Below are 23,076 nucleotides of genomic sequence, written 5' to 3' on the forward strand. Positions count from 1 at the left end.
CCGAGTGTCAATAAGGTTGTCACACAACTAGCCATGTGGCGACGAGGGGATGGAATGCCGAAGATCGTGTCAGCCCGGGTGATTTTGACTTCGCCGGGCCGCAATTTCACGACGTTGAAGATCGAGTGCGACGACGGGACGACCGGCGTCGGCGATGCGACGCTCAACGGCCGCGAACTCGCGGTCGCGGCCTATCTGTCGGAGCATGTCGTCCCCTGCCTGATCGGGCGCGATGCGCACCGCATCGAGGATATCTGGCAATATCTCTACAAGGGCGCCTATTGGCGGCGCGGCCCGGTGACGATGGCGGCGATCGCCGCGGTCGACATGGCGCTGTGGGATATCAAGGGCAAGGTCGCGGGACTGCCGGTCTATCAGTTGCTCGGCGGCGCCGCGCGCGAGGGCTGCATGGTCTATGGCCACGCCAACGGCAAGACGATCGACGACACGATCGAAGCGGCGCTCGATTATCAGCGGCAGGGATATAAGGCGATCCGCCTGCAATGCGGCGTTCCCGGGATGGCGTCGACCTATGGCGTCAGCAAGGACCGCTATTTCTACGAGCCCGCCGACAATGACCTGCCGACCGAGAATGTCTGGTCGACGGCGAAATATATGCGAGTCGTCCCCGAATTGTTCGCGGCGGCGCGCGAGGCGCTCGGCTGGGATGTCCACCTGCTCCACGACGTGCATCACCGGCTAACCCCGATCGAGGCGGCGCGGCTCGGCAAGGATCTCGAGCCCTATCGTCCTTTCTGGATCGAAGATGCGACCCCGGCCGAGGATCAGGAGGCGTTCCGCCTGATCCGCCAGCATACGACGACGCCGCTCGCGGTCGGCGAGATCTTCAGCTCGATCTGGGACTGCAAGGCGCTGATCGAAAACCGGCTGATCGACTATATTCGCGCGACCGTGCTCCACGCGGGCGGCATCACCCATATGCGGCAAATCGCGTCGCTCGCCGATCTCCACCAGATCCGCACCGGCTGCCACGGTGCGACCGACCTGTCGCCGGTGACGATGGCGGCGGCGCTGCACCTTGGGCTTTCGATCCCCAATTTCGGAATCCAGGAATATATGCGCCACACCGTCGAGACCGATGCGGTCTTCCCGCACGCCTATCGTTTCGCGGACGGCATGCTGCATCCGGGCGACGCGCCGGGGCTCGGCGTCGATATCGACGAGGCGCTCGCCGAAACATTCCCCTATGCCCGCGCCTATCTGCCGGTGAACCGGCTCGAAGACGGGACGATTTGGAGTTGGTGATGCGTTTGACCTTCCTCGCACTTGCTTTGCTCGCCGCGCCGGTGGGCGCGCAGGAGCACAAACCGTTCCAGCCCGCCAAGGCGGACGAGAAAAAAGCGCGCGCGGCGATCGTGATCGCCGATTATCGCTTCGACGACCTGCTCTGGGAAAACGACCGGATCGCGCATCGCATCTATGGCCGCGCGCTCGAGAAGGCCGAGCCGCCCTCGTCGTCGGGAATCGACGCGTGGGGGAAACGCGTGCGCTGGCCCTTCATGGACCGCCAGCTGCGCACCGGCGACCAGCATGCCGACCATGGCGAGGGGATCGACTTTTATAATGTCGGGACGGGGCGCGGCACCGGCGGGCTTGGCATCTGGTACGACAACAAGCTGTGGACCTCGCGCAACTATGTGCGGCCGCGCATCCTGCAATCGGGCCCCGACGTCGCCGACTTCATCGTCGATTACGAGCCTTGGCCGGTCGATACGCTGCGCACGGTGCGCGAGACGCGGCGCTTCACGCTGCCTGCGGGCACGAATTTCACGCGGATGACCTCGACCATCGCGTCGAGCAGCGATGCCGAAATGATCGTCGGGATCGGCATTTCGAAACGGCCGATCAACGGGAACAAGCTGGGCGAGGTCCGCAAGGACGCCGCCGCCGCGCGGCTGAGCTGGTGGGGACCCGTCGACGGCGAAAAGGGGCGGATGGCGGCGGCGGTGATCGTCGATCCGGCCGCCTTCGCGGGCTTTGCTGAGGACACCGACAATTATCTGATTCTGCTTCGCGTCCGGCCGGGGCAGCCCTTTGTCTATTACAGCGGCGCGGCGTGGGATCGCGGGAGCGATTTTGCGGGGCAGGGTGACTGGAATAGCTATGTCGACGCGCAGCGACCCGATTTCCGGCCCTAGCCAGCTTCGCGGCGCGATGATAACGCAGCATCCATGGCGGTAACCAAGGCGGCGTCGCTGGCGGATGATCTGGTCCAGCGCTTCGAGGAACAGATCGAAACGGGCGAAATGCCCGTTGGATCGCGTTTCCCGACCGAAAAAGAGATCACAGAGACGTTCGGCGTCAGCCGCACCGTCGTGCGCGAAGCCTATTCGCGCCTCGCCGCGCGTGGCCTGCTCGTCTCGCGGCGCGGGTCGGGCGCCTATGTCCCCGATGGCGCGCAATATCGCGCTTTCCAGGTCACTGCCGAGGAAATCGGCGAGATCGACGATGTGCTCAAGCTGCTCGAAATGCGCATGGGGTTCGAGGCCGAAATGGCCGATCTCGCCGCGCGGCGGCGCACCGACGCCGATCTGGCGGCGCTGCACAGCGCGCTCGACGCGATGGAGGAAGGCAGCGACGTCGACGCATCGGTCGCCGCCGACGCCGCCTTTCACGCTGCGATCGCCAGCGCGACGGGCAACCCCTATTTCCTGCGCTTCACCCAGTTTCTTGGCGTGCGGCTCGTCCCGTCGCGGCGGCTGTACCTGCAAGGCGACGATCCGGTCCTGCACCAACGCTATGCGCATACGATCAACCGCGACCATGAGGCGATCGTCGTCGCGATCGAGGCGGGCGATCCGGTCGCCGCGCGCCGCGCCGCGCGCCGGCATATCGAAAAATCGATTCTGCGCTATCGCACGCTCAAGGAGAGCCGATAGCCGCCTGTCCGATATTGCGCGCTAATGAGCGATTTGGGCGCCGAGCTCGTGCCCCAGAACGGGCCGCGCAGGAAATTAGCTATCTACTGACCTTGATTTCGACTCGTGATGCTCTATTCCAACCCCGTGCAAGGCGACCCCGACAATTACATAAGCCTGCTGTCTGCCGCGCAGATTGAAACGCTGCGGCACGTTTATGAGCACAAAAATTCCAAGCAGATCGCACGGCTGATGAACGTCTCGCCGCACACCGTCGACGAACGTGTGCGCCGCGTGTTAAAGAAACTTAATGTTTCTAACAGGATAGAGGCTGCGCGTATCCTTGCTGTTAACGGTGTCTTCGATCATGTTACCCCCTATCAGCCTTTGACATATCAATTGATCGACCTTGGCGACGTATCTCCGCCCCCCGATGCGGATGTGGGGCGCAGTTCGTTTCGGCGATTATTCGACATTGGTTCGCCATTTCCTACCGCGTCCCAGCCGGCCAACCGGCATGGGTTGATGGAAAGGATAATCTGGCCGATTTTGATCGCATTTGCGACAATATTGGCTTTCTCCGCCCTCTATTCGATCCTTGTCGGACTCGGTCGTGTTCTGACCTGATGTTCGAACGAATGCTGCGGGGGGGAACCGGTAGCATTCTTTTTCAAGGAAAAAGATGATGCTGAATCAACGAGTTTCTGCGGCGAAGAAGATCGCTTCCGACCTGCATCTGGCCGAAGACGCCATCGACGAAGCGATGATCCGTATCGCCCAGCTCGCCGCGACGCTGCCCACCGCACGCCGCGAAACCAATATGTCGGCGATCGTCGGCCAGGAAGCGATGGCAAAGGTCGCGCATGCGCTCGCCGCCGCGGGCGAAGTCCGCCAGCTTCTGACCGACGCGCATCTGGCGCTGACCGTGACGCAGAAGGAAGTCGGCCTCGGCACGCGGATGTTCGGCGCGGGCGTCAAGCCGGCGGCCGCAAAGCTGGTCGACGAAGGCAGCAACGATCGCTCGGGCGATGGTGCTGCTACGTTCGCGAAGGCCGGTTGATCCGCAAGAAAGGTTGACAGCCACAATGTGGTCCGTGGCGATTTATTATGTTGTCTTGCTCATCACGGTGGCCGTCGCGATCCGACGCGGCGGGCCACTGGAACGTTGGGCGGCCTATACAGCATTGATCGCCTCGGTCCTCACCAGTGCCCTGACGCCTTTTCCGACCTGGACCGATATCGAACTGAATATCTTCATCATAGACATGCTGGTTCTGCTGAGCTTCTGGTTCATTGCCATGCGCACGCAGAGTTTCTGGCCCTACTGGATTACCGGATGGCAGCTGATCGCCATTTTCGGCCATATCCAGAAATATATGTTTTCGGAGATATTGGCGCGACCCTATTCGCTCCTCTCAGTCTATATATCGTACCCGATCCTGTTGCTGATCATCTATGCATCGGGTTCGTCCAGCCGGCGGGAAAACGTCTCGGCCTGATATGTGGCTCCCCAGGGGCATCGTCACATGCAGCAATTTTCGAACCAAGAAATTGCCGAGCTGAAATCGCGGGTCGACCAGATCCATGAACTGCTGGCGAGCCGCGGCGAGGAATCGCCGGGCGCGTCCGTACGCGCCATCGACAGCGCGCGCGTCGACACGTCGTCGAACGCGGCGCTGCTCGATCAGCTGTCGTTCAGCATTCAGATCCGGCGTATCCGCCGCAGCCATTTCGGCACCGCCGAAATGTCGGGTCCGACGTGGGACATGATGCTCGACCTGATGCTCGCGGGCGCGCACGGCCGCGTGCTCAGTGCCAGCGATCTTGCGACCGGCGCGGGCGTTCCGCTGTCGTCGGGGCTTCGCATGATCGCCGCGCTCGAACGACGCGGGCTGTTGCACCGCTCGATCGACGAGCGCGACCGGCGCCGGACGATCGTCCGGCTCACCGACGTCGGGACCGAACGCATGGCCACCTATTTCGAGAAAATCGGCGCCGCCTGGCAGAACGGGCAGACGCTGGCAGCCTAGCCCCCGGACCGGGTGCGGGCCGACTGGTCGCGCGCACCGCACCCGGTACTCCTATTCGGTCATTTCCTTCATCATGCGATCGACCTTGATCATCGCCTCGCGCTTGATCTGGCAGATGCGCGCGGCGCTGACGTCGAGGGTCAGGCCGATTTCGTGCAGGTTGAGCTCTTCGAAGAAATAGAGCTGGAGCACCATCTGTTCACGGTGCGACAGGCGACCGACGCATTGGCGCAGGGCGCCCATCAGATCCTCTTGTTCGCACCGTTCGTCGGCGCCCGCATCCTCGTCGGTCGCGAGGAAGGCGCCGATGTCGGTAAGCTCGTCGAGCGAGGTCGACCGGCCGTGCGTCGCATTGCGTTCGAGCGCGAAATAATCTTCGGCCGACATGTCGAACGCGACCGCCATTTCGGCCGTGGTCGGCGCGCGCATCAGCTGCTGTTCGAGCGCAGCGCGCATCGCGTGGATCCGCTTTGCTGCGACCATCGCCGAGCGGCCGACGTCGGCCTCGCGGCGCAGCTGGTCGATCATCGCGCCGCGGATGCGCGTTGTCGCATAGGTGGCAAAGGCAAAACCGCGCTCTTCATAATTGCGGCTCGCCTCGATCAGCGCGATCAGCCCGGTCTGGATCAGGTCGTCGAGCTCGCTCGTCCGCGATACGCGTGAAAACACCTGCCACGCGATCTTGCGGACCAGCGGCGAATATTCCTCGACCAGCGCCTCGACGCTTTCGCCGTAGCCGCGCGCGCGCGGCGCGCGACCGGCGGTCCCGGCAAATTGCTCGGCGGCCTCAATTCTCATGCGATTGGTCCTCCATGTGGGCCTCGGGCCCGGACGCGAGGCGGGGCACTTCGGCGCCGATCGTCGCGACGATTTCGGTCTGTTTGGTCGCCGGAATCTCGAGGTAGGAGATGACGGCGACGTCGGGGAAAGTGGCGCGCACGAGGCGCGAGAGGGCGGAGCGGCAAATCGGTGAGGCGACGAGCGCAAAGCTGCGCGTCTGGAGCAGCAACGGTTCAACCGCTTGGCCGACCTGTTCGATGATCGTCATCGCCATGCCATGTTCGAACGGCCATTCGGCGGCGGGGTTGGCGCGCACCGCCTGGTTGAGCAGGACCTCGACCTCGGGGCTGAAGGTGACGACGGGCAGCGGCATCCGGCTCGGCACGATCGTCTGGACGATCAGCGCGCCGATGCGCTGGCGCACCGCTTCGATCAGGTCGATTTCGCCGAGCTGCTGCGGCGACAGCGCCACCATCGCCTCGGCAATCTTGCGGAAATCGCGCAGCGGCACGCGCTCGATGAGCAGGGATTTGCACAGGCTGGCGACGCGCGGCAGCGAGTAACCCTGCGGGCTCAGATTCTGCGCGAGCTGCGGATAATGGGTCTTGAGATTGTCGATCAGCGCCTGCGCATCGTCGATACCGAACAGCTCGGCGGCGGCGCCGACGATGCTGTTGTTGAGGTGCGTCGCGACGACCGTCGCCGGATCGACGACGGTATAGCCCGCGGCGATCGCGTCATTTTGCATCGCCTTCGGGATCCACAATGCGTCGAGGCCGAAGGTCGGGTCCTTGCACGGGCGGCCGATGACCTTGGTCACGAGGTCGCCCGAATCGAGCGCGAGCATTTCGTTGGGGAAGACCTCGTCCTCGCCGACGATCACCCCGGCGACCGAGATGCGATAGACGTTGCCGGGCAGCGACAGGTCGTCGGTGACCTTCACCGGCGGCACGACGAAGCCGAGTTCCTTCGACAATTGGCGGCGGATGCCCGTGATGCGGGTCATCAGCGGCGAGCCCTTGCGTTCGTCGACGAGGGTGACGAGCGCATAGCCGATCTCGAGCTGGCACGCGCTCGCGTCGCTGACGTCGGCCCATTCGATAAGCGACGGGTCGGGTGCGGGGGCGGCGGGTTCGGGGAGGTCGGCGACCGCGGCGGCGTTGCGGCGCAGCTGCCAGCCGATACCGAAGGACAGAGCCGCGGCGGGCAGGATCAGCATCTGCGGCATCGCCGGAACGATACCGAGGATGAAGAGGATGCCGCCGACCGCCATCCAGATATTCGGCGAGGCGAACTGGCTGCCGATCTGGCCGCTGAGGTCGAAGGGCGAGGCGACGCGGGTGACGATCGCCGCGGCGGCGATCGACAGCAGCAGCGCCGGGATCTGGGCAACGAGTGCGTCGCCGATCGCGAGCGTGACATAGGTGCTTCCGGCTTCGGAGAAGGAAAGCCCGTGGCTGAAGATGCCGAGGATCAACCCGCCGACGATATTGACGAACAGGATCAAGAGGCCGGCGACCGCGTCGCCCTTCACGAATTTCGAGGCACCGTCCATCGAGCCGTAGAAATCGGCCTCGGTCGCGACTTCGACGCGGCGGGCCTTTGCTTCCTCGGGGCTGAGCAGTCCGGCGTTAAGATCGGCGTCGATCGCCATCTGCTTGCCCGGCAAGGCGTCGAGCGTGAAGCGCGCCGACACTTCGGAGACGCGGCCCGCGCCCTTGGTGATCACGATCAGGTTGATGATCATCAGGACGAAAAAGACGAAAAGCCCGACGACATAGTCGCCGCCGATCAACACCTGGCCGAACGCCTCGATCACATGGCCCGCCGACGCCGTGCCTTCGTGGCCGTGGACGAGCACGACGCGCGTCGAGGCGACGTTGAGCGCGAGCCGGAACAGCGTCGCGAGCAGCAGTACGGTCGGGAAGGCCGAGAAATCGAGCGGTTTCGACGCCTGCAGCGCGACCATCAGAATCAACAGGCTGATCATGATGTTCGCGACGAAACTGATGTCGAGGATCAGCGGCGAGACCGGGATCACCATCAGCCCGACGACGATCAGCATCCCCGCGGGCAGCGCCGATATGCCGGCGATGCGGCCGATGTTGGCGAGGTTGAAACCGCCGGTCACGCCGCGCCTCCCGAAAGCGAAGCGAGCCGCCGATAGGCATCGGCGGCAAAGCCCATCGAGAGCTTTTTGGGCATAGGTTGAATATCCATCATCTGGAGGGGTGGGCGTCCGCCACCGGTGCCCGCGAGGCCGCTCGAACTGCTCGCCTCAGCGTGCCAGCCGGCGGGGGCGAAGGGCTTCATATTTTCGATCTTGCCGCCGTCCTCGAGCTTCACGCGAAAGCGTTCGCGGATCTCGGCGAGGCTGCGCATGCTGCCGTCGGGGGCGTAAAAGACCGACCGGTTCGCGGCCGCGGCCTCGGGCATCATCGATGCGCCGGGCTGGTCGGGATTGGTTTCGAGTGCCGTCAGGAATTTGGCGGCGCCGCCGCTCCCGAGGAAATGCGCGAGATAAAGGTCGACGGGCTCGGCGCTGCGGCCGATCCGGCTTTCGATATAGTCGCGATTGTCGCCGGTCAGCGCGGCGGCCATGTTCGACGACGCCGTCGGGTCGTCGCGCAGGTCGAGGATCTGCTGGCGGAGCGCGGGATCGGCCACCGTCAACCGGCCCGACGCGTCGCGGCCGATCGCATCGGCGGCCCAGGCGAGGCCATGGTTTGCGCCATGGCGGTCGAGCGTCGCGAGCCAGGTCTGCTTGGTGAACTGATACAGCCCGCGCGCCGATGAGGTCGGCGCCTTCGCGGTCGGATTATAGCCGCTTTCGACGCGCGCGACGTCGAACAGATAATCGAAATCGATCCCCGAGCGCGCCGACGCATTCTGCACCGCATCCATCACGGGGGCGGCGATGCGGGTCGAACCCTGGGGATTGTTGATTGCGTTCATGGCTGTTGGTTCCGCTTGTTCAGCAGACCAAAAGCAATCATCGTGCCATTTTGCAGAAACGGCTGGAAATTATGTGGTTATCAGTAGCTTAAAGCCGCTCCGCGCGGACGGGTGCCACGGATCTCGTGGTTCTTGTCAATCCTCTGACGCGTCCAGTTCTTCAAGATATTGACGCGCATCGCGGCGGCTTCGAGCTGGCCGAGCGTCTTTCCGATTAGCGCGCGGGCGCGATGTTCGCTGCCCGCGGGGATATTCGCGCCACGAAACAGGATGACCGCGGTCGCGAGATCCTCGGTCGCCGCGATTATCGCGCCGGCGTCATGCCCGTCGAGCGCGCCGACCAGTGTTTCAAGCCGCGATTCAATTTCTTCCATCTGCGCCAGCATCATTCGGCCCCGCCGTGGAAATCGAGCATCGCGCTCGCGATGATCGCGGGATGCACGCCATAGCTGCCGTTGGCGATCGCCGTACGCAGCGACGCGACGCGCGCGATATCGACCGGCGGCGCCTGGTCGGCGAGGCTGCCCGCGAGGCGGGTCAGGCGAGCGGTCGGCAGATTGTCCTGCGCCGGCTGGAGCTGCGCCGGCGCGCGCATCGCGGTCGCCGCTTCGCTGGCGACCCTGCGCAGCGGGCCGGCACGGCCGATGCCGCCGACTGGTCCGATCTTGCTGTCACCTGACATAAAAGCCTCCATCCGGTGCCGTCAGAAAAGTGACGACGCGGTTCACGAAGGCTTTAACGGACGCGGTTCCGGTCGATTAAGGCCGCTCGCCGCAAAAAAGACAAAAGAAAGGCCCGGCGCCGTCGGAAAGCCGACAGGCCAGGCCCAGCGGGTGGGTAGTGAAGCCATTTTCAGTCGTGCAGGGTCGCCCGGCCGGCTCCGGTGACGGTGGCGCTGAGCGTCGATTTGGCGTCGGCGCCACGCAGGGCAATCGTCTCGCCGACGCGGCCGTCCTGCGTCGCGACGGCGGCATAGCTGATCGAATAGGTTTCGGTCTCGATCGTCACGCGGACATTGTCGCCGCGGCGGATGACGGGCGCGCTTGCCGCGGGGCGCGCGAAGCTCGCCGCGACCGGCGATGCACCGGCAGGGGCGGTCATCGGTACGCGCAGGCGCCAGCCGAGCGAGGCGCAGCGGACCGCGAGCGTCTGGGCGTCGAGTGCGGTGACCGATGCCTGTTCGGGGCAGCGCGCGAGTTTGATGCGGCGGTCGACCGGGGCCGCATTCCGGCCCATGGCATTGGCGACCATGTCGGTCAGCACGTCGATCGTCTGCCAATCCTCATTGCCCTGCTGCGCCTGCGCCGTGATCGGGGGGGCGAGCGAAATGGCGGCGGCGCACGCGGCAAGGCGCGCGAGAATGTTACGGGACAAGGTCCATCTCCTTTGGTCCAAAATGGTCGCCGGATAAATTGCAGGAAGCGTGCCAGTCGCGGTTTGATGCGCGATTTCGCGGGGGTGCACGCGGCGTCGTCAGTTTTTTGACGAGCGGTGCGCAACGCTTTCATACAGGCATGTTAAACTACTGAAAAATATAAATAATTATGATTTGGCACGACCATTGCAACCTGCCTTGATGATTTTCCGCGCATCCGTGCCCAATCCGGTCCGGACCCCGGCGAAAGGAAGTTGATGATGGCATCCGAGAAACTCTTTGGCCTGCACGCCACCGCGTTGCAGCTGCGCAGCCAGCGCATGATGATGCTCGCTTCGAACATCGCGAACTCCGCGACGCCGGGTTACAAGGCGCGCGATCTCGATTTCGCCAAGGCGCTCGACCTTGCGCAGCAGGGCGGCTCGACCGAGGGGGCGATCAGCTATCGCGTCCCGGTTCAGGCATCGCTCGACGGCAACACCGTGGAGATGGCAACCGAGCAGACGGCGTACGCCGAAAACGCGCTCGCCTATCGCTCGAGCCTCTCGTTCCTCAGCGGGCGCATCAACACGCTGTCGCGCGCGCTGAAGGGCGAATGACGATGAACGGTAATTTCTCCGTCTTCGACATCAGCGGCCGCGCGATGTCGGCGCAGCTCGTCCGATTGAACACCACCGCGTCGAACCTCGCCAATGCGGGAACGGTCGCGGGCAGCGAAGCGGGTGCGTTTCGCTCGCTGAAGCCCGTATTTCGCACGGTGATGGACGATCATGGCCGCGCGACGGTCCAGATCGACCAGGTCACGACCTCGAAAATGGCGCCGTCGAAACGCCACGATCCGTCGAACCCGCTCGCCGATGCCGACGGCAACGTCTGGGAAGCCGCGGTCGATAGCGCCGCCGAGCTGGTCGAGATGGTCGAGACCGCACGCCAGTATCAGAACAATGTCCAGGTCCTCGAAACCGCGAAAGGCCTGATCAACGAAACCCTCAGGATGGGACAGTAAGATGAGCGTCAACAGCATCACCAACAACAACCCCGTGATCCACCCCAAAGGCACCAGCCAGCAGATGGATCAGAGCGATTTCCTTCGCCTGATGACCGCGCAGCTGTCGCAGCAGGATCCGTTCAACCCGGTCGATAACCAGCAGATGGTCGCGCAGATGGCGCAATTCTCAAGCCTCGCCGGGATCAGCGAGACGAACACGGTGCTCTCGAAGATTTCGGAGCAGCTCACGGCGCAGACCCAGCTGCTCAAGGACATCAAGGCGGCCACGCCGGCGCCCACGCCGACGCCGCCCACCACTTAAGCTCCCCACCTTTCAGGAAGGATAAGTCCATGTCATTCTTTACGTCGCTTTCGGGCCTCAAGGCTTCGCAGACCGATATGTCGGTCATCTCGAACAATATCGCCAACGCTGGCTCGGTCGGCTTCAAGCGCAGCAAGGCGCAATTCGGCGATATCTTCGCCTCGTCGCCGACGCAGTCGACGAAAACGATCGCGGGTCAGGGCACGCGCCTCAACGGCATCACCCAGCAGTTCACGCAGGGCTCGTACGAAGCGAGCGAGAAGACGCTTGACATGGCGATCGTGGGCGAGGGCATGTTCATCGTGAAGGGCAATCCGCCGACTGAAGCGATCACCTATACGCGCAATGGCTCGTTCGAACCCACGCCCGACGGCTATGTCATCGACACGACGGGTGCGAAACTCCAACTCCTGCCCGTCGACGCCAACGGCAATGTCACCAACAACACGCTCGCCGGCGCCTTCGATCTCCAGTTGCCCGCAGGGGCGCCGACCGACCCGACGTCGAAGCTGGTCAACGTCACGATCGGGCTCGACGGCCTCGTCACCGCGACCTTCGCGAACGGCGAAGACCAGAAGCTCGGCAAGGTCGCGATGGCGACCTTCCCGACGATGTCGGGCCTGCGCCCGACGGGCGACGCACACTGGCAGTCGACGGGCGAAAGCGGTCCGCCGACGATCGACGGCCCGACCAACGGGGCGATGGGAGCGGTCCGCTCGGGCGCGCTCGAGCGCTCGAACGTCGATATCACCGAGGAACTGGTGATGTTGATGTCGGCGCAGCGCAACTTCCAGGCGAATGCCAAGGCGATCGAGGGCGCGTCGCAGCTGACCCAGACGATCATCGGCATGCGCTGACGCGCCGCTGACCGCCGCCTGCCGGGAGACTATCGATGGACCGCCTTATCTACACCAGCCTTGCCGCGATGCGGGGCAGCATGTCCCGGCAGACGGCGATCGCCAACAATCTGGCGAACGCCCAGACGCCGGGCTTCCGCGCCGACATGGCGAGCGCGCAGTCGCTGTGGCTCGACGGCGACGGGCTCGATGCGCGCGCCATGTCGTCCGAGGAAGTGCTCGGCGCCGACATGAAGGCGGGCACCGTCACCCAGACGGGGCGCGACCTTGACATCGCGATGCAGGGCGATGCGCTGCTCGTGGTGCAGGCGAAGAATGGCGAAGAAGCCTATACGCGCCGCGGCGATCTTCAGATTTCGCCAAGCGGGCTGCTCACCACCGGTGACGGCAATCCCGTACAGGGCGGCCAGGGTCCGGTGACGATTCCGCCCGCCGACGCGATCACGATCGACCAGGAAGGCCGTGTGTGGATCGTGCCGCAGGGCGGCGATCCCGAAAATCCGCAGGAGGTCGACCGGCTTCGGCTTGCGACCCCGACGGGATCGGACATCGCCAAGGGGCTCGACGGCCTGTTCCGCGTGAAGGGCGGGGGCATCCTGCCCGACGATCCCGAAGCGCGGCTTCTGACCCGCTCGATCGAAGGATCGAACGTCACCGCAACCGCTGCGCTCGTCGAGATGATCGAGGCGAGCCGCAGCTGGGACACCCAATTGAAGATGATCGGCGACGTGCGCGACATGGACAGCGCGACCGCCAATCTGATGCAGCTTCCCCGTTAAGGAGATTATGAAATGAGTATCGGTGCCTTGCACGTCGCGCGGACCGGTCTGGATGCCCAGGGCTTCCGGATGCAGGTGATCGCCAACAACCTCGCCAACGTGAACACCACGGGCTTCAAGCGCGACCGCGCGAGCTTCGAGACGCTGAGCTATCAGTTGATGACCGCGCCCGGCGCGCCGTCGACAGCGGAAAACCGCTATGCGACGGGCCTCAACCTGGGCACCGGCGTCGCGCTCAACGGCACCGCCCGCATGGACACGCAGGGTACGTTCCAGACGACGGGCAACGGCCTCGACGTCGCGATCGACGGCGCCGGCTATTTCCAGATCGAAATGCCCGACGGGCGCACCGGCTATACTCGCGCGGGCAATTTCGGTCGCTCGCCCGACGGGACGATCGTGACCTCGGACGGCAAGCCGATGACCCCCGCGATCCAGATTCCCGAAGACGCCAGCAATGTGACGATCGGGCAGGACGGCACCGTTTCGGCGACCGGCGCCGACGGCACCGCGCTCGAACTCGGGCGCATCGAGATTGCGCGCTTTGCCAATCCGGCGGGGCTGCAGGCAATCGGCGGCAATATGCTCGTCGAAACGCAGGCGTCGGGCGCGCCGCTGGTCGGCGGAGCGGGCGAGGAAGGCCGCGGTACGCTGCGCGGCGGGATGCTCGAAGGGTCCAACGTCAATGTCGTCGAGGAACTCGTCGACATGATCGAGACGCAGCGCGCCTATGAGGTCAATTCGAAGATGATCTCGGCCACCGACGAGATGATGAAAAATGCCTCGCAGACTCTCTAAGCTGGCGATGCTGACCCTTGCGCTGGCGCCCGTCACGGCGCAGGCGAAGGACAAGCTGCCGCCCGACGCCTTTTCGGTTTCGATTCCGCCGCCGCCGGCACCGCCGCCGGCGAACGGTTCGATCTTTCAGGGCAGCTATGTCGCGCTCACTTCGGGCGGCCGCGCAGGCGCCGTCGGTGACATCGTCACGATCCAGCTCGTCGAGCGCACCGCAGCGACGAAAAGCAATGCCGCGGGCACGCAGCGCGACGGCGATATCGGCCTGACACCGCCGACCACCGGCCCGCTGTCGCTGTTCAATCCCAGCGACATCGCGATGGGGGGTAGCCAGGCGTTCAAGGGCAAGGGCGACGCGTCGCAGTCGAACGCGCTGTCGGGCGAAGTCAGCGTGACGATCGCCGCCGTCTATCCGAACGGGACGATGTTCGTGCGCGGCGAAAAGCTGCTTACGCTCAATCGCGGCGACGAACGTGTCCAGATCTCCGGAATCATCCGCGCGATCGATATCAGCCCCGATAACCGCATCCTGTCGACGCGCGTCGCCGATGCCAAAATCCGTTACGTCGGCAAGGGCGAGATCGCCCGCGCCAGCCAGCAAGGCTGGCTGCAGCGCTTCTTCTCGATCATCAGCCCGTTCTAACAGAGGAATTCGAAGTGACCCAGCGTCCGACCCTGTTCACCCTTTTTGCGCTCCTGCTCGCCAGCTTCGCCTTTGCGGCGCCGGCGTACGCCGAGCGCATCAAGGACATGGGCCAGTTCCAGGGCCTGCGCGCCAACCAGCTCACCGGCTACGGCATCGTCGTCGGCCTTGCGGGGACGGGCGACGACAGCCTCGACTATTCGACGCTGGGCATGAAGGGTGCGGTGTCGCGCTTCGGCCTGACGCTGCCGCCCGGGGTCAATCCGGCGCTGAAGAATGCCGCGGCGGTGATGATCACCGCCGAACTGCCGCCCTTCGCCAAGCCCGGTCAGCGTCTTGATGTCACCGTGTCGGCGATCGGCAAGTCGAAAAGCCTGCGCGGCGGCACGCTCGTGCTCGCGCCGCTTTATGGCGCCGACGGACAAATTTATGCGATGGTGCAGGGCAATCTCGTCATCGGCGGGCTCGGCGTCGACGCCGCCGATGGATCGAAGCTGACGGTCAATGTGCCGTCAAGCGGACGGATCGCGAGTGGTGCGACGGTCGAGCGCGCGGTCGACACCGGCTTTACGACGTCAAGCTACCTGACCTTCAACCTCCACCAGTTCGATGCGACCAATGCCAAGCGGGTGACCGATGCGATCAACGCCGCGCTTCCCGGCTCGGCGTCGATGATCGACGGCGCCAGCATCGCGATCCGCACCGGCGGCAACGGCGACGAGCGCATGCGGCTGATCTCGCAGATCGAAAATCTGGGCGTCCAGCGCGCCGAGCCGCCCGCCAGGGTCATCGTCAACGCCCGTACCGGCACCGTCGTCATCAACGGCGCGGTCCGCGTCGGCACCGCCGCGGTGACGCAGGGCAAGCTCACCGTCTCGATCAAGGAATCGCCGATGGTCGTGCAGCCCGCGCCGTTCAGCCGCGGCCAGACCGCGGTCGAGGAGTCGAGCGAGATCAGCGTCGAGCAGGACTATCGTCCGGTGATGCTGGTCAAGCCGACGGCGTCGCTTTCCGAACTCGTCGATGCGATCAATCGCATGGGCGTCCCCCCGGGCGACCTCGTCGCCATCCTCGAGGCGCTGAGCCAGGCCGGCGCGCTCACTGCGGAACTGGTGATCATATGACGAGCCCTATTTCTTCTGTCCGCGCCACTCCGACGCCCGCTGCGGCTGGCGGCGGCGATGGCGGCCTGCGCAAGGCGGCCGAGGCATTCGAAGCCGTGATCCTGCGCCAGCTGATGGCGTCGATGCGGCAGGCCAAGCTCGGCGACGATATATTGGGGTCGAGCGCGACCGACAATTTCCGCGAAATGGCCGACGCGCGCACCGCCGACAGCCTCGCCGCGATGCGCCAGTTCGGCATCGCCGACATGGTCGAGCGGCAGTTCCGCGGTCAGCTCGCGGGCGCTAAAGGAGGCGTGCAATGAGCGACCTGCTCGGCATCGGCTATAGCGGACTCAAAGCCTATTCGCGGGCGCTCTCGACGATCGGCGACAATATCGCCAACGCCCAGACCCCCGGATATGCGCGGCGCCGGCTCGAAATGATGGAGGCCGTCGGCGGCGGCAATTCGATCTTCTACCGCGGCAATACCAACCCCGGCGGCGTCGATATTCGCGGCATCGACCGTTCGGTCGATGGGTGGCTGATCGAGGATTCGCGCATCACTTCGGGCGACGCCGAACGATCGGCGACGAAGCTCGGCTGGCTCGGCAAGACCGAGGATGCGCTGAGCGACGAGACCAACGGCATCAAGACCGGGCTTACCAAGCTTTACACGACCGCCGACCAGCTGACCGCCGATCCGTCGAACCGGACGTTGCGCGCGCAGTTCCTGCAGTCGGTCGACGATATCGCGTCGGGCTTCCGTACCGCCGCGGGCCAGCTCGACAAGATGGGCGAAGGGATCGAGGGCGCTGCGGCGAGCACGGTCGACCAGTTCAACAGCAATCTGAATGCGCTCGAACAGATCAACATCGGCCTTCGCAAGGCGCGGCCGGGATCGACCAACGAGGCGAGCCTGCTCGACGAGCGTGACCGGCTGCTCGACAAATTGTCGTCGCAGGCCGGCGTCAGCCCGACCTTCGACAATAATGGCGCGGTGACGCTGCGTGCGGCCGGATCGGGCGACCTGCTCGTCGGTGGCGGTGTGGTGAACCCGATTTCGGTCACCGCGGCCCCCGACGGGCGCCTGTCGTACAGCGTCGGCGGTTCGCCGCTCGCGATCTCGACCGGCTCGCTCGCAGGTCTTGCAGAAGGCGCGAACCATGTCGCCGACCAGCGCGCGTCGCTCGACACAATGGCGACGCAGTTCGCGAGCCAGCTCAATGCCGCGCACCAGGCGGGCACCGACGCCAATGGCAATCCGGGGCAGCCTTTGTTCACCGGCACCAGCGCGGCAACGCTGACCGCCGCGCCCCTGACCCCCGATCAGGTGGCGGCGGCGAATGCTTCGGGGAGCAACGGCAATATGCTGGCGCTCGGTGCGATGCGCGGGGCGAACGATCCCGAAGCGCGCTGGTCGGGCCATCTCGCGACGCAGGCACAGGCCGTGTCCTCGGCGCGGGCGCAGGACGCCGCCGCGGCGACGCGCGCCGATGCCTCGGCTGCGGCGCGCGATGGCGTCAGCCAAGTCGATCTCGACACCGAAGCCGCCGAATTGCTGCGCTTCCAGCAGGCCTATTCGGCCGCCGCGCGCACGATCCAGGTCGCGCGCGAAACCATGCAAACATTGCTCAGCTCGCTCTAAGGAAGGGTCAGGATCATGATCAACGCCGTGGGCAACCGCATGACGCGTGAAATCGCGCGCCAACAGAAACTCGCCGACGCGCTCGAGCGCACGCAGATCCAGATTTCGGGCGGCAAGAAATTGCTCCGGATGTCCGACGATCCCGTCGCGGCAAGACGGATCGCGACGATCGGCACGACGCAGGCGAGCATGACCGCCTGGTCGGCCAACGTGAATTCGGCCGAGGCGCTGGTGTCGCAGGCCGATGGCGTCATGAAGTCGGTGAGCAGCCTGATGACGCGCGCGCGCGAGCTGACGCTCGCGGCGTCGAGCGACACGACGAACCCGGCTGATCGGGCCACGATCGCCGCCGAGCTCGGCACGATCGCCGACGAACTCGATGCGCTGGTTGCAACGCGCGATTCGAACGGTGAGCCCGTGTTCGCGACCGGCACCGCGCGCGTGATGCGTTTCGATTCGGATCTCAGCTTCGCGCCCGTTCCGTCGGCGGCCGATGTTTTTGTCATCGGCGGCAATAGCCTGTCGACGGGCATTCGCGACGCGGCCGCCGCGGTTGCGGCGGGCGACAAGACGGCGATGGGCGCATCGATCACGACGCTTGCCGCCGCGATCAGCCATGTCGCCGACAAACATGCCGAGATCGGCTTGTCGGGCGGACGACTGGAACGCATTGGCGACGGGCTCGCATTGCGCGGGATCACGCTCAAGGACGAGCGGTCGTCGGTCGAGGATACCGACCTCGACATCGCGATCGCTGAACTGAATGCCCAGGATCTGACGCTGCAGGCCGCGCAGGCGGCCTTTGCGAAGATCAACCGGCAGAGCTTGTTCGATATTTTGAACTGACGCCCCTCAATTTTTCGGCGCCGCTGCCGTTACTCATCAAGACGTCCCTGAATTTCCGGGGGCCGGCTTTGACAGCCGGGTCCCGAATGGAGTTGCTCGCACATGTTTCCCGTTGTCGGCATTGTCGTACTGATCCTGCTGGTTTTCGGGGGCTTTGCGCTGACCGGGGGCAATCTGGGTCCCGTCATGCACGCGCTGCCACACGAGATGCTGATCATCGGCGGCGCCGCGATCGGCTCGCTGATCATCGGCAATTCGGGCGCCGACCTGAAGGCGCTCGGCGGCGGGCTCGCCAAGGTGTTCAAGGGCCCGAAGTACAAGAAGCAGGATTATCTCGACTGCATCCTGCTCGTCTCGACGCTGATGAAGATGATGCGCACCGAAGGACCGGTCGCCGTCGAGCCGCATATCGAGGATCCGAAAAATTCGACGATCTTCCAGCAATATCCCAAGCTTCTGAAGGACGACACGCTCGTTCACCTGATCTGCGACACGCTGCGCCTTGTCGTCGTATCGTCGGGCACGCTCGATCCGCACGCGGTCGAAGAGGTGATGGATAATGCGCTGAAGAGCCACCATCATCATTCGATGAAGCCCGCTGAAGGTCTGCAGAGCCTCGCCGACGCGCTGCCGGCGCTCGGCATCGTCGCCGCGGTTCTCGGCGTCGTGAAGACGATGGGCTCGATCGACAAGCCGCCGGCGATCCTCGGCGCGATGATCGGTTCGGCGCTCGTCGGCACCTTCCTCGGCGTGCTCCTCGCCTACGGCCTCGTCGGCCCGTTCGCGACGCGCGCCAAAGCGGTGATCGAAAGCGACGCCGCCATCTATCACACGGTCAAGCAGCTGATCATCGCGTCGCTCCACGGCCACCCGCAGCCGCTGGTGATCGAGGCGGCGCGCTCGGGCGTCGACCACATCAACCAGCCGAGCTTTGCCGAAGTGTTCGACGGGATGCGGGGCCGCTGATGGCCGCGCGTCCCAACATGCCGCGGCCGATCATCGTCAAGAAGGTGATCCAGCAGGCGCACGGCGGCCATCACGGCGGCGCGTGGAAGGTCGCCTATGCCGACTTCGTCACCGCGATGATGGCCTTCTTCCTTTTGATGTGGCTTCTCGGTGCGACGAACGAGGCACAGCGCAAGGCGCTCGCCGACTATTTCGCGCCCACGATCGTCCAGACAAAGACCGAGACCGCCGGGTCGACGGGCCTGTTCGGCGGCGACTCGCTGGTCGCGGCGGACAAATACCCGCACGGCGCGGCGCAGACGGGCACGCGCGCAATGACGATTCCGCGCGATGCCGCGGGCGGTCCGCGCGAAGCCTCGGGGCGCGAGCGCGCGAGCGACAAGCAGGAGTTCAGGAAGCTCGCCCAGACGCTGATGGATCAATTGCGGAGCAAGGGCGACCTCAAGCGTCTTGCGCCAAACCTGCGCTTTACCGAAACGCTGGAGGGGCTGCGCATCGACGTTATCGACGATGCGAATCTGTCGATGTTCGTGATCGGCACCAGCCAGCTGACCCCCGATGGCGCGCGGCTGTTTCGCGAGATCGCGAAACCCGTAGCGGCGGTATCGAACCAGGTGATGGTCCGCGGCCACACCGATTCCGCGCCGTGGTCGGCAAAGGCGGGTACGAACAACTGGCGCCTGTCGGTCGACCGGGCCGAGGTCACGCGCCACTATCTGGAGTTTCGTGGCATCGCTTCCGAGCGCTTTTCGCGAATCGAAGGGGTCGCCGATCGCGAGCCCTATGTCCCCTCCGACCGATTCGATCCGCGCAACCGCCGCATCTCGATCACGCTCGGCTGGCGCTAGACGCAAGACAATTAGTGCCAGTTTGGCAGCATATCGGAGATAGTTAACGCAATTGCGCGTGAATTACTTCCAATATGGCAATATCTCTTTGTTTTGAATGAGTTAGCTAACGCCCGATAAGCTTTCGTTTACCAATTTCATCAATGTCTGAATCCATCGAAGGGGGCACCGAGCGGGCGGTGCGGTGGAGACTGAAATGACTGTGGGGCAGAATAACAATACGGCGCTTGAAGCGCTGATCATCGGCACGAGCCCGGCAACCTGCCGGCTGCGCGAGATGATCCGCCGCGTGGCGCGCTCGAACGCTTCGGTCATGCTCTGCGGCCCGTCGGGCTCGGGCAAGGAACTCGTTGCCCGTGCGATCCACGACGAAGGCGCCCGTGCCGGCAAGGCTTTCTCTGCGATCAACTGCGGTGCGATCCCCGGCGAACTCATCGAATCCGAACTTTTCGGGCATGAAAAGGGCAGCTTCACCGGCGCCCATGCCCGCCGCATCGGCCATTTCGAAGCGACCGAGGGCGGCACGCTCTTCCTCGACGAAATCGGCGACATGCGTTTCGACATGCAGGTGAAACTGCTCCGCGTGCTCGAAGACCGGACGATCGTCCGCGTCGGTAGCAGCGACGTGAAGGCCGTCGATGTCCGCGTCATTTCGGCCACCCATCAGGATCTCGGCGCCGCGATCGCCGATGGCAAATTCCGCGAAGACCTGTTCTTCCGGCTCGGCGTGGTTGTGCTCCAGGTCCCCAGCCTTGCCAACCGCGTCGAGGATATTCCGGCACTCATCCGCCATTTCCAGCGCCAGATGCCCGCCGACGCCAAATGCCGTTTCGACGATGCGGCGATGACACTGCTGATGCAGCATGCATGGCCGGGCAATGTTCGCGAGCTGCGCAATTTCGTGGAGCGCGCCAGCGTTCTCCATGGCGGCGAGACGCTCGGCCTCGACGAGGTCGCCATGCTTTTGAACCCCACCGCAGCGCTGGCACCGCGACGGGCTGTCCCCAGCAGCCCCGTCGCGGTACCAGCCAGCGGGGAAGAGCTCGCGGCCCCGGCCGCGGCGTCCGCCAAGACGCCGGCGCCGGGCCGCCCGATCGACCTCAAGCGTGAGATCGAAACGATCGAACTCGAACAGATTTACGTCGCGCTCGACCTCGCCGACGGCATCATCTCCGAAGCGGCGCGCCTGCTGACACTCAAGCGCACGACGCTGATCGAAAAGATGCGCAAATATGGGGTTCACCAGCAGGCCGCCTGACCGGCCGCGACACAAGTTTCAGCACCCGCTGAAAAAGGGAGCTCTGGTCCGCTCCCGCACCACCCGGCCGCCCGTCCCCACCATGGGCGGCCGGGTAACCAGCGGGCTCATTTCAAACGGCAACGGCCCGCTCCCCATTTCGAGGGGCGGGCCGTCGCAGTTTCTCAGGTTGGAGGATGGTCAGCGAAGCTGGCGCCAGGCGGCGCTGATCGTCAAAATACCTTCGAGCAATTCGGCGAGTCCTTCGGCGCTGTTCGCCGACACCGCATCGTCGAGCTTGCGGCGCATGCTGCGATAGACGCGCGACAGCGCCGTAGCGACATCGCCGCCCTTGTCGCGGTCGAGTCCCGCGTCGAGCCCGATCAGGATCGCGCGCGCGCGGTGCGCGGGTTCGGTCGCCGACACGCGCTGCCCCTGCCGGATCATCGCACCCAGCACGCCCACCGCAGTCTCCAGCTCGTCATAGAGCATGGTCACCAGCTCGACCGGGTCGGCTGCCGCAGCGCGGCTTTCATGTTGCAATCGGCGATAAAGCCCGGTCGCCCGGACGGTCGAGGCGGTAGCGTTCACGGCGGTGGTCCCCAAGTCCTAGCTATTTAGTCGTTGCCCTGGTTCGTCCAGAGTTTGATTTGCTGTTCGAGATAGGTCTGCGTCGCCTTAAACGCCGCCAGCTTGGCTTCGAGCGTGCCATATTGCTTCTCGAGCCGCGCCTTATAAGCACTCTCGCGCTCCTCGATCTTCTCGAGCTGGTCGGTGAGATTTTCCTTTTTGGCGTCGAGCGTTTTCGAGACGCGATCGATCGCGCCGTTGACGCCGATCGCCTTGTCGCGGATCGCGTCGAGCGCAAAGGCGATTCCGGGATCGCTCGTCTCGGTGTGCGTCGCATCGCGCCGCGGATTGAACAGTGCCTCGACCGCGCCCGCATCGCTGGCGAGCACCTTGTCGAGCTTGGCATTGTCGACCGAAAGCAAGCCGTCCTTCGTCGACGAAACGCCGATGTCGGACAGCTTGTTGATGCTGCCGTGGCTCGAAAGCACCTTGTTGACCAGGTTGGAAAGTTCGCGCTCGATCTCGCGGAGCGAGGTTGTTGGGCCCGACAAGCTGGAGGCCGCGACAAGGCTTTTCTTGAGCTGGTTATAGACCGAGACAAAATCGCCGACGGTCTGCTTGATCATGTCGAGCGGGCGGCTCGCGCCGATGTCGACGCCTTGTCCGGGCGCCGCCTTTTTTAGCGTGAGCGACATACCCGGGATCACATCGTCGATGATGTTGTTCGCGCGGCTGAATGCCACGCCATCGATCGTGAATTCGGCGTTGGCTGCGGTCTGGCCCACAGTCATGCCGCTGGTGGAAAAGGCGGAGAGGCCCGGATCCGCACCGGCGTTGGCGGCCAGCGTGAAGGCGCCCGTTTCGCCCGTCGGGCCTTTCAGGATCAGCCGGTGGCCGCCTTCATCGGCGATGATCGACGCGGTCACGCCGGCGCCGCTCGCGTTGATCGCGTTGGCCAGCCCGTCGAGGCTGTTATTGGTGGCACCGATGGTGATCGTCTTGGCGACGCCGCCGACGGTCAGCGTCATCGTACCCGCGCCGATCGCGGCGGTGCGGTCGGCGACGAGGCCCGAATAATTGGTCTGCGCGCGCGCGAGCTGGTTCACGACGACGGTCGCGGCGAAGCTGTCGGCCGACAGGCCGGCACGGCTCGTGGCGCCGAGCACGCTTTCGTCGGAAACAGTCGGCGTGCTGCGCAAGGTGCCATCGCTGACCATCTGGCCCAGCGAATCGGCGAAGCCGTCGAGATTCGATCGCGCCTGCGCCAGCGCGCTGATCCGCGTCTGGTTCGCCTGGGTGAGCGAGTTCATGCGCGCAATTTTCGGGTCGCGCGATGCATTCGACAGGTCGGTGACGAGCTGTTTGACGTCGAGGCCCGATCCGAAGCCGAGGCTGTTGGCGATTGAACTGACCATGGCAAAATATCCTTCGAACCCCTTAACGGCGGCGCGCGGACAA

The 23,076-nt window shown here is 64.7% G+C and carries 29 protein-coding genes; 21 read left to right on the forward strand and 8 right to left on the reverse strand.

Annotated features, from left to right (window positions below; translation table 11 throughout):
* The first annotated feature begins 54 nt into the window (after positions 1-54).
* The 7 genes from manD to ASD73_RS15240 all read left to right on the forward strand — a co-directional run bounded on the left by manD (position 55) and on the right by ASD73_RS15240 (position 4,909).
* Complete coding sequence (gene manD, locus ASD73_RS15210; protein WP_056373195.1) at positions 55-1,266, forward strand: D-mannonate dehydratase ManD; 1,212 nt, start codon at positions 55-57, stop codon at positions 1,264-1,266.
* On the forward strand, positions 1,266-2,159 hold the full coding sequence (locus tag ASD73_RS15215; protein ID WP_056373196.1) for a DUF4861 family protein: 894 nt from the start codon (positions 1,266-1,268) through the stop codon (positions 2,157-2,159). Before manD ends, ASD73_RS15215 begins: the two co-directional genes overlap by 1 nt.
* Before the next feature lie 33 nt (positions 2,160-2,192).
* Complete coding sequence (locus tag ASD73_RS15220) at positions 2,193-2,900, forward strand: FadR/GntR family transcriptional regulator (RefSeq protein WP_056373197.1); 708 nt, start codon at positions 2,193-2,195, stop codon at positions 2,898-2,900.
* A gap of 108 nt (positions 2,901-3,008) precedes the next feature.
* Positions 3,009-3,506 (forward strand): response regulator transcription factor, encoded by a 498-nt coding sequence (locus ASD73_RS15225; protein ID WP_235534498.1) that lies wholly within the window; start codon positions 3,009-3,011, stop codon positions 3,504-3,506.
* Positions 3,507-3,564: 58 nt separating this feature from the next.
* Positions 3,565-3,939, forward strand: a complete 375-nt coding sequence (locus ASD73_RS15230) for a hypothetical protein (protein ID WP_056373730.1) — start codon at positions 3,565-3,567, stop codon at positions 3,937-3,939.
* Positions 3,940-3,964: 25 nt separating this feature from the next.
* Positions 3,965-4,378, forward strand: a complete 414-nt coding sequence (locus ASD73_RS15235; protein ID WP_056373199.1) for a hypothetical protein — start codon at positions 3,965-3,967, stop codon at positions 4,376-4,378.
* 27 nt (positions 4,379-4,405) lie between these two features.
* Complete coding sequence (locus tag ASD73_RS15240; RefSeq protein WP_056373200.1) at positions 4,406-4,909, forward strand: MarR family winged helix-turn-helix transcriptional regulator; 504 nt, start codon at positions 4,406-4,408, stop codon at positions 4,907-4,909.
* Positions 4,910-4,960: 51 nt separating this feature from the next.
* Here the strand turns inward: ASD73_RS15240 and ASD73_RS15245 are convergent, their stop codons facing one another.
* The 6 genes from ASD73_RS15245 to ASD73_RS15270 form a co-directional block, all read right to left on the reverse strand.
* Positions 4,961-5,707 carry a sigma-70 family RNA polymerase sigma factor gene (locus ASD73_RS15245; RefSeq protein WP_056373201.1) on the reverse strand — a complete coding sequence of 249 codons (747 nt, stop codon included), beginning with the start codon at positions 5,705-5,707 and terminating at the stop codon, positions 4,961-4,963.
* The gene (gene flhA / locus ASD73_RS15250; protein WP_235534500.1) at positions 5,697-7,754 is read right to left on the reverse strand and encodes a flagellar biosynthesis protein FlhA; all 2,058 of its coding nucleotides are present in this window, start codon (positions 7,752-7,754) and stop codon (positions 5,697-5,699) included. The genes ASD73_RS15245 and flhA overlap by 11 nt, the downstream gene beginning before the upstream one ends.
* Positions 7,755-7,816: 62 nt before the next feature.
* Complete coding sequence (locus ASD73_RS15255; RefSeq protein WP_056373203.1) at positions 7,817-8,644, reverse strand: transglycosylase SLT domain-containing protein; 828 nt, start codon at positions 8,642-8,644, stop codon at positions 7,817-7,819.
* Between the two features lie 80 nt (positions 8,645-8,724).
* Positions 8,725-9,033, reverse strand: coding sequence for a hypothetical protein (locus ASD73_RS15260; RefSeq protein WP_235534454.1), 309 nt, complete (start codon positions 9,031-9,033; stop codon positions 8,725-8,727).
* On the reverse strand, positions 9,030-9,326 hold the full coding sequence (gene flgM / locus ASD73_RS15265; RefSeq protein WP_056376093.1) for a flagellar biosynthesis anti-sigma factor FlgM: 297 nt from the start codon (positions 9,324-9,326) through the stop codon (positions 9,030-9,032). Before flgM ends, ASD73_RS15260 begins: the two co-directional genes overlap by 4 nt.
* Before the next feature lie 170 nt (positions 9,327-9,496).
* Positions 9,497-10,018, reverse strand: coding sequence for a flagella basal body P-ring formation protein FlgA (locus ASD73_RS15270; RefSeq protein WP_056373205.1), 522 nt, complete (start codon positions 10,016-10,018; stop codon positions 9,497-9,499).
* 261 nt (positions 10,019-10,279) lie between these two features.
* Here ASD73_RS15270 and ASD73_RS15275 point away from each other — a divergent pair, with 261 nt between their 5' ends.
* The 14 genes from ASD73_RS15275 to ASD73_RS15340 all read left to right on the forward strand — a co-directional run bounded on the left by ASD73_RS15275 (position 10,280) and on the right by ASD73_RS15340 (position 21,069).
* On the forward strand, positions 10,280-10,618 hold the full coding sequence (locus tag ASD73_RS15275) for a flagellar basal body rod protein FlgB (protein WP_056373734.1): 339 nt from the start codon (positions 10,280-10,282) through the stop codon (positions 10,616-10,618).
* On the forward strand, positions 10,615-11,025 hold the full coding sequence (gene flgC / locus ASD73_RS15280; RefSeq protein WP_037512556.1) for a flagellar basal body rod protein FlgC: 411 nt from the start codon (positions 10,615-10,617) through the stop codon (positions 11,023-11,025). The genes ASD73_RS15275 and flgC overlap by 4 nt, the downstream gene beginning before the upstream one ends.
* A gap of 1 nt (position 11,026) precedes the next feature.
* Positions 11,027-11,329 (forward strand): flagellar hook assembly protein FlgD, encoded by a 303-nt coding sequence (locus ASD73_RS15285; protein ID WP_056373206.1) that lies wholly within the window; start codon positions 11,027-11,029, stop codon positions 11,327-11,329.
* Positions 11,330-11,358: 29 nt separating this feature from the next.
* Positions 11,359-12,186, forward strand: a complete 828-nt coding sequence (locus ASD73_RS15290) for a flagellar hook-basal body complex protein (protein ID WP_056373207.1) — start codon at positions 11,359-11,361, stop codon at positions 12,184-12,186.
* Between the two features lie 35 nt (positions 12,187-12,221).
* The gene (gene flgF / locus ASD73_RS15295; protein WP_056373208.1) at positions 12,222-12,965 is read left to right on the forward strand and encodes a flagellar basal-body rod protein FlgF; all 744 of its coding nucleotides are present in this window, start codon (positions 12,222-12,224) and stop codon (positions 12,963-12,965) included.
* A 12-nt stretch (positions 12,966-12,977) separates the two neighbouring features.
* The gene (flgG, locus tag ASD73_RS15300; protein ID WP_056373209.1) at positions 12,978-13,763 is read left to right on the forward strand and encodes a flagellar basal-body rod protein FlgG; all 786 of its coding nucleotides are present in this window, start codon (positions 12,978-12,980) and stop codon (positions 13,761-13,763) included.
* A complete protein-coding gene (locus tag ASD73_RS15305) occupies positions 13,744-14,403 on the forward strand; it encodes a flagellar basal body L-ring protein FlgH (protein WP_056373210.1) in 660 nt (219 codons plus the stop codon). Before flgG ends, ASD73_RS15305 begins: the two co-directional genes overlap by 20 nt.
* Positions 14,404-14,417: 14 nt before the next feature.
* On the forward strand, positions 14,418-15,527 hold the full coding sequence (locus ASD73_RS15310; RefSeq protein WP_082521567.1) for a flagellar basal body P-ring protein FlgI: 1,110 nt from the start codon (positions 14,418-14,420) through the stop codon (positions 15,525-15,527).
* Positions 15,524-15,829, forward strand: a complete 306-nt coding sequence (locus tag ASD73_RS15315) for a rod-binding protein (RefSeq protein ID WP_200934949.1) — start codon at positions 15,524-15,526, stop codon at positions 15,827-15,829. The genes ASD73_RS15310 and ASD73_RS15315 overlap by 4 nt, the downstream gene beginning before the upstream one ends.
* The gene (flgK, locus tag ASD73_RS15320; protein ID WP_056373211.1) at positions 15,826-17,151 is read left to right on the forward strand and encodes a flagellar hook-associated protein FlgK; all 1,326 of its coding nucleotides are present in this window, start codon (positions 15,826-15,828) and stop codon (positions 17,149-17,151) included. The genes ASD73_RS15315 and flgK overlap by 4 nt, the downstream gene beginning before the upstream one ends.
* A 15-nt stretch (positions 17,152-17,166) precedes the next feature.
* On the forward strand, positions 17,167-17,997 hold the full coding sequence (locus ASD73_RS15325; RefSeq protein ID WP_056373212.1) for a flagellin: 831 nt from the start codon (positions 17,167-17,169) through the stop codon (positions 17,995-17,997).
* Between the two features lie 102 nt (positions 17,998-18,099).
* Complete coding sequence (gene motA, locus ASD73_RS15330) at positions 18,100-18,963, forward strand: flagellar motor stator protein MotA (RefSeq protein WP_056373213.1); 864 nt, start codon at positions 18,100-18,102, stop codon at positions 18,961-18,963.
* Positions 18,963-19,811 (forward strand): flagellar motor protein MotB, encoded by an 849-nt coding sequence (locus ASD73_RS15335; RefSeq protein WP_056373214.1) that lies wholly within the window; start codon positions 18,963-18,965, stop codon positions 19,809-19,811. The genes motA and ASD73_RS15335 overlap by 1 nt, the downstream gene beginning before the upstream one ends.
* A gap of 196 nt (positions 19,812-20,007) precedes the next feature.
* Positions 20,008-21,069, forward strand: a complete 1,062-nt coding sequence (locus tag ASD73_RS15340; protein ID WP_056373740.1) for a sigma-54 interaction domain-containing protein — start codon at positions 20,008-20,010, stop codon at positions 21,067-21,069.
* Between the two features lie 180 nt (positions 21,070-21,249).
* On the opposite strand, the gene ASD73_RS15345 is transcribed toward ASD73_RS15340, so the two are convergent.
* Both ASD73_RS15345 and fliD read right to left on the reverse strand, forming a co-directional pair.
* A complete protein-coding gene (locus ASD73_RS15345; protein ID WP_056373215.1) occupies positions 21,250-21,639 on the reverse strand; it encodes a flagellar export chaperone FliS in 390 nt (129 codons plus the stop codon).
* A gap of 26 nt (positions 21,640-21,665) precedes the next feature.
* Complete coding sequence (fliD, locus tag ASD73_RS15350; protein WP_056373216.1) at positions 21,666-23,033, reverse strand: flagellar filament capping protein FliD; 1,368 nt, start codon at positions 23,031-23,033, stop codon at positions 21,666-21,668.
* Positions 23,034-23,076 lie beyond the last annotated feature (43 nt).

The sequence above is a fragment of the Sphingopyxis sp. Root154 genome (assembly GCF_001427105.1).
Classification (GTDB): domain Bacteria; phylum Pseudomonadota; class Alphaproteobacteria; order Sphingomonadales; family Sphingomonadaceae; genus Sphingopyxis.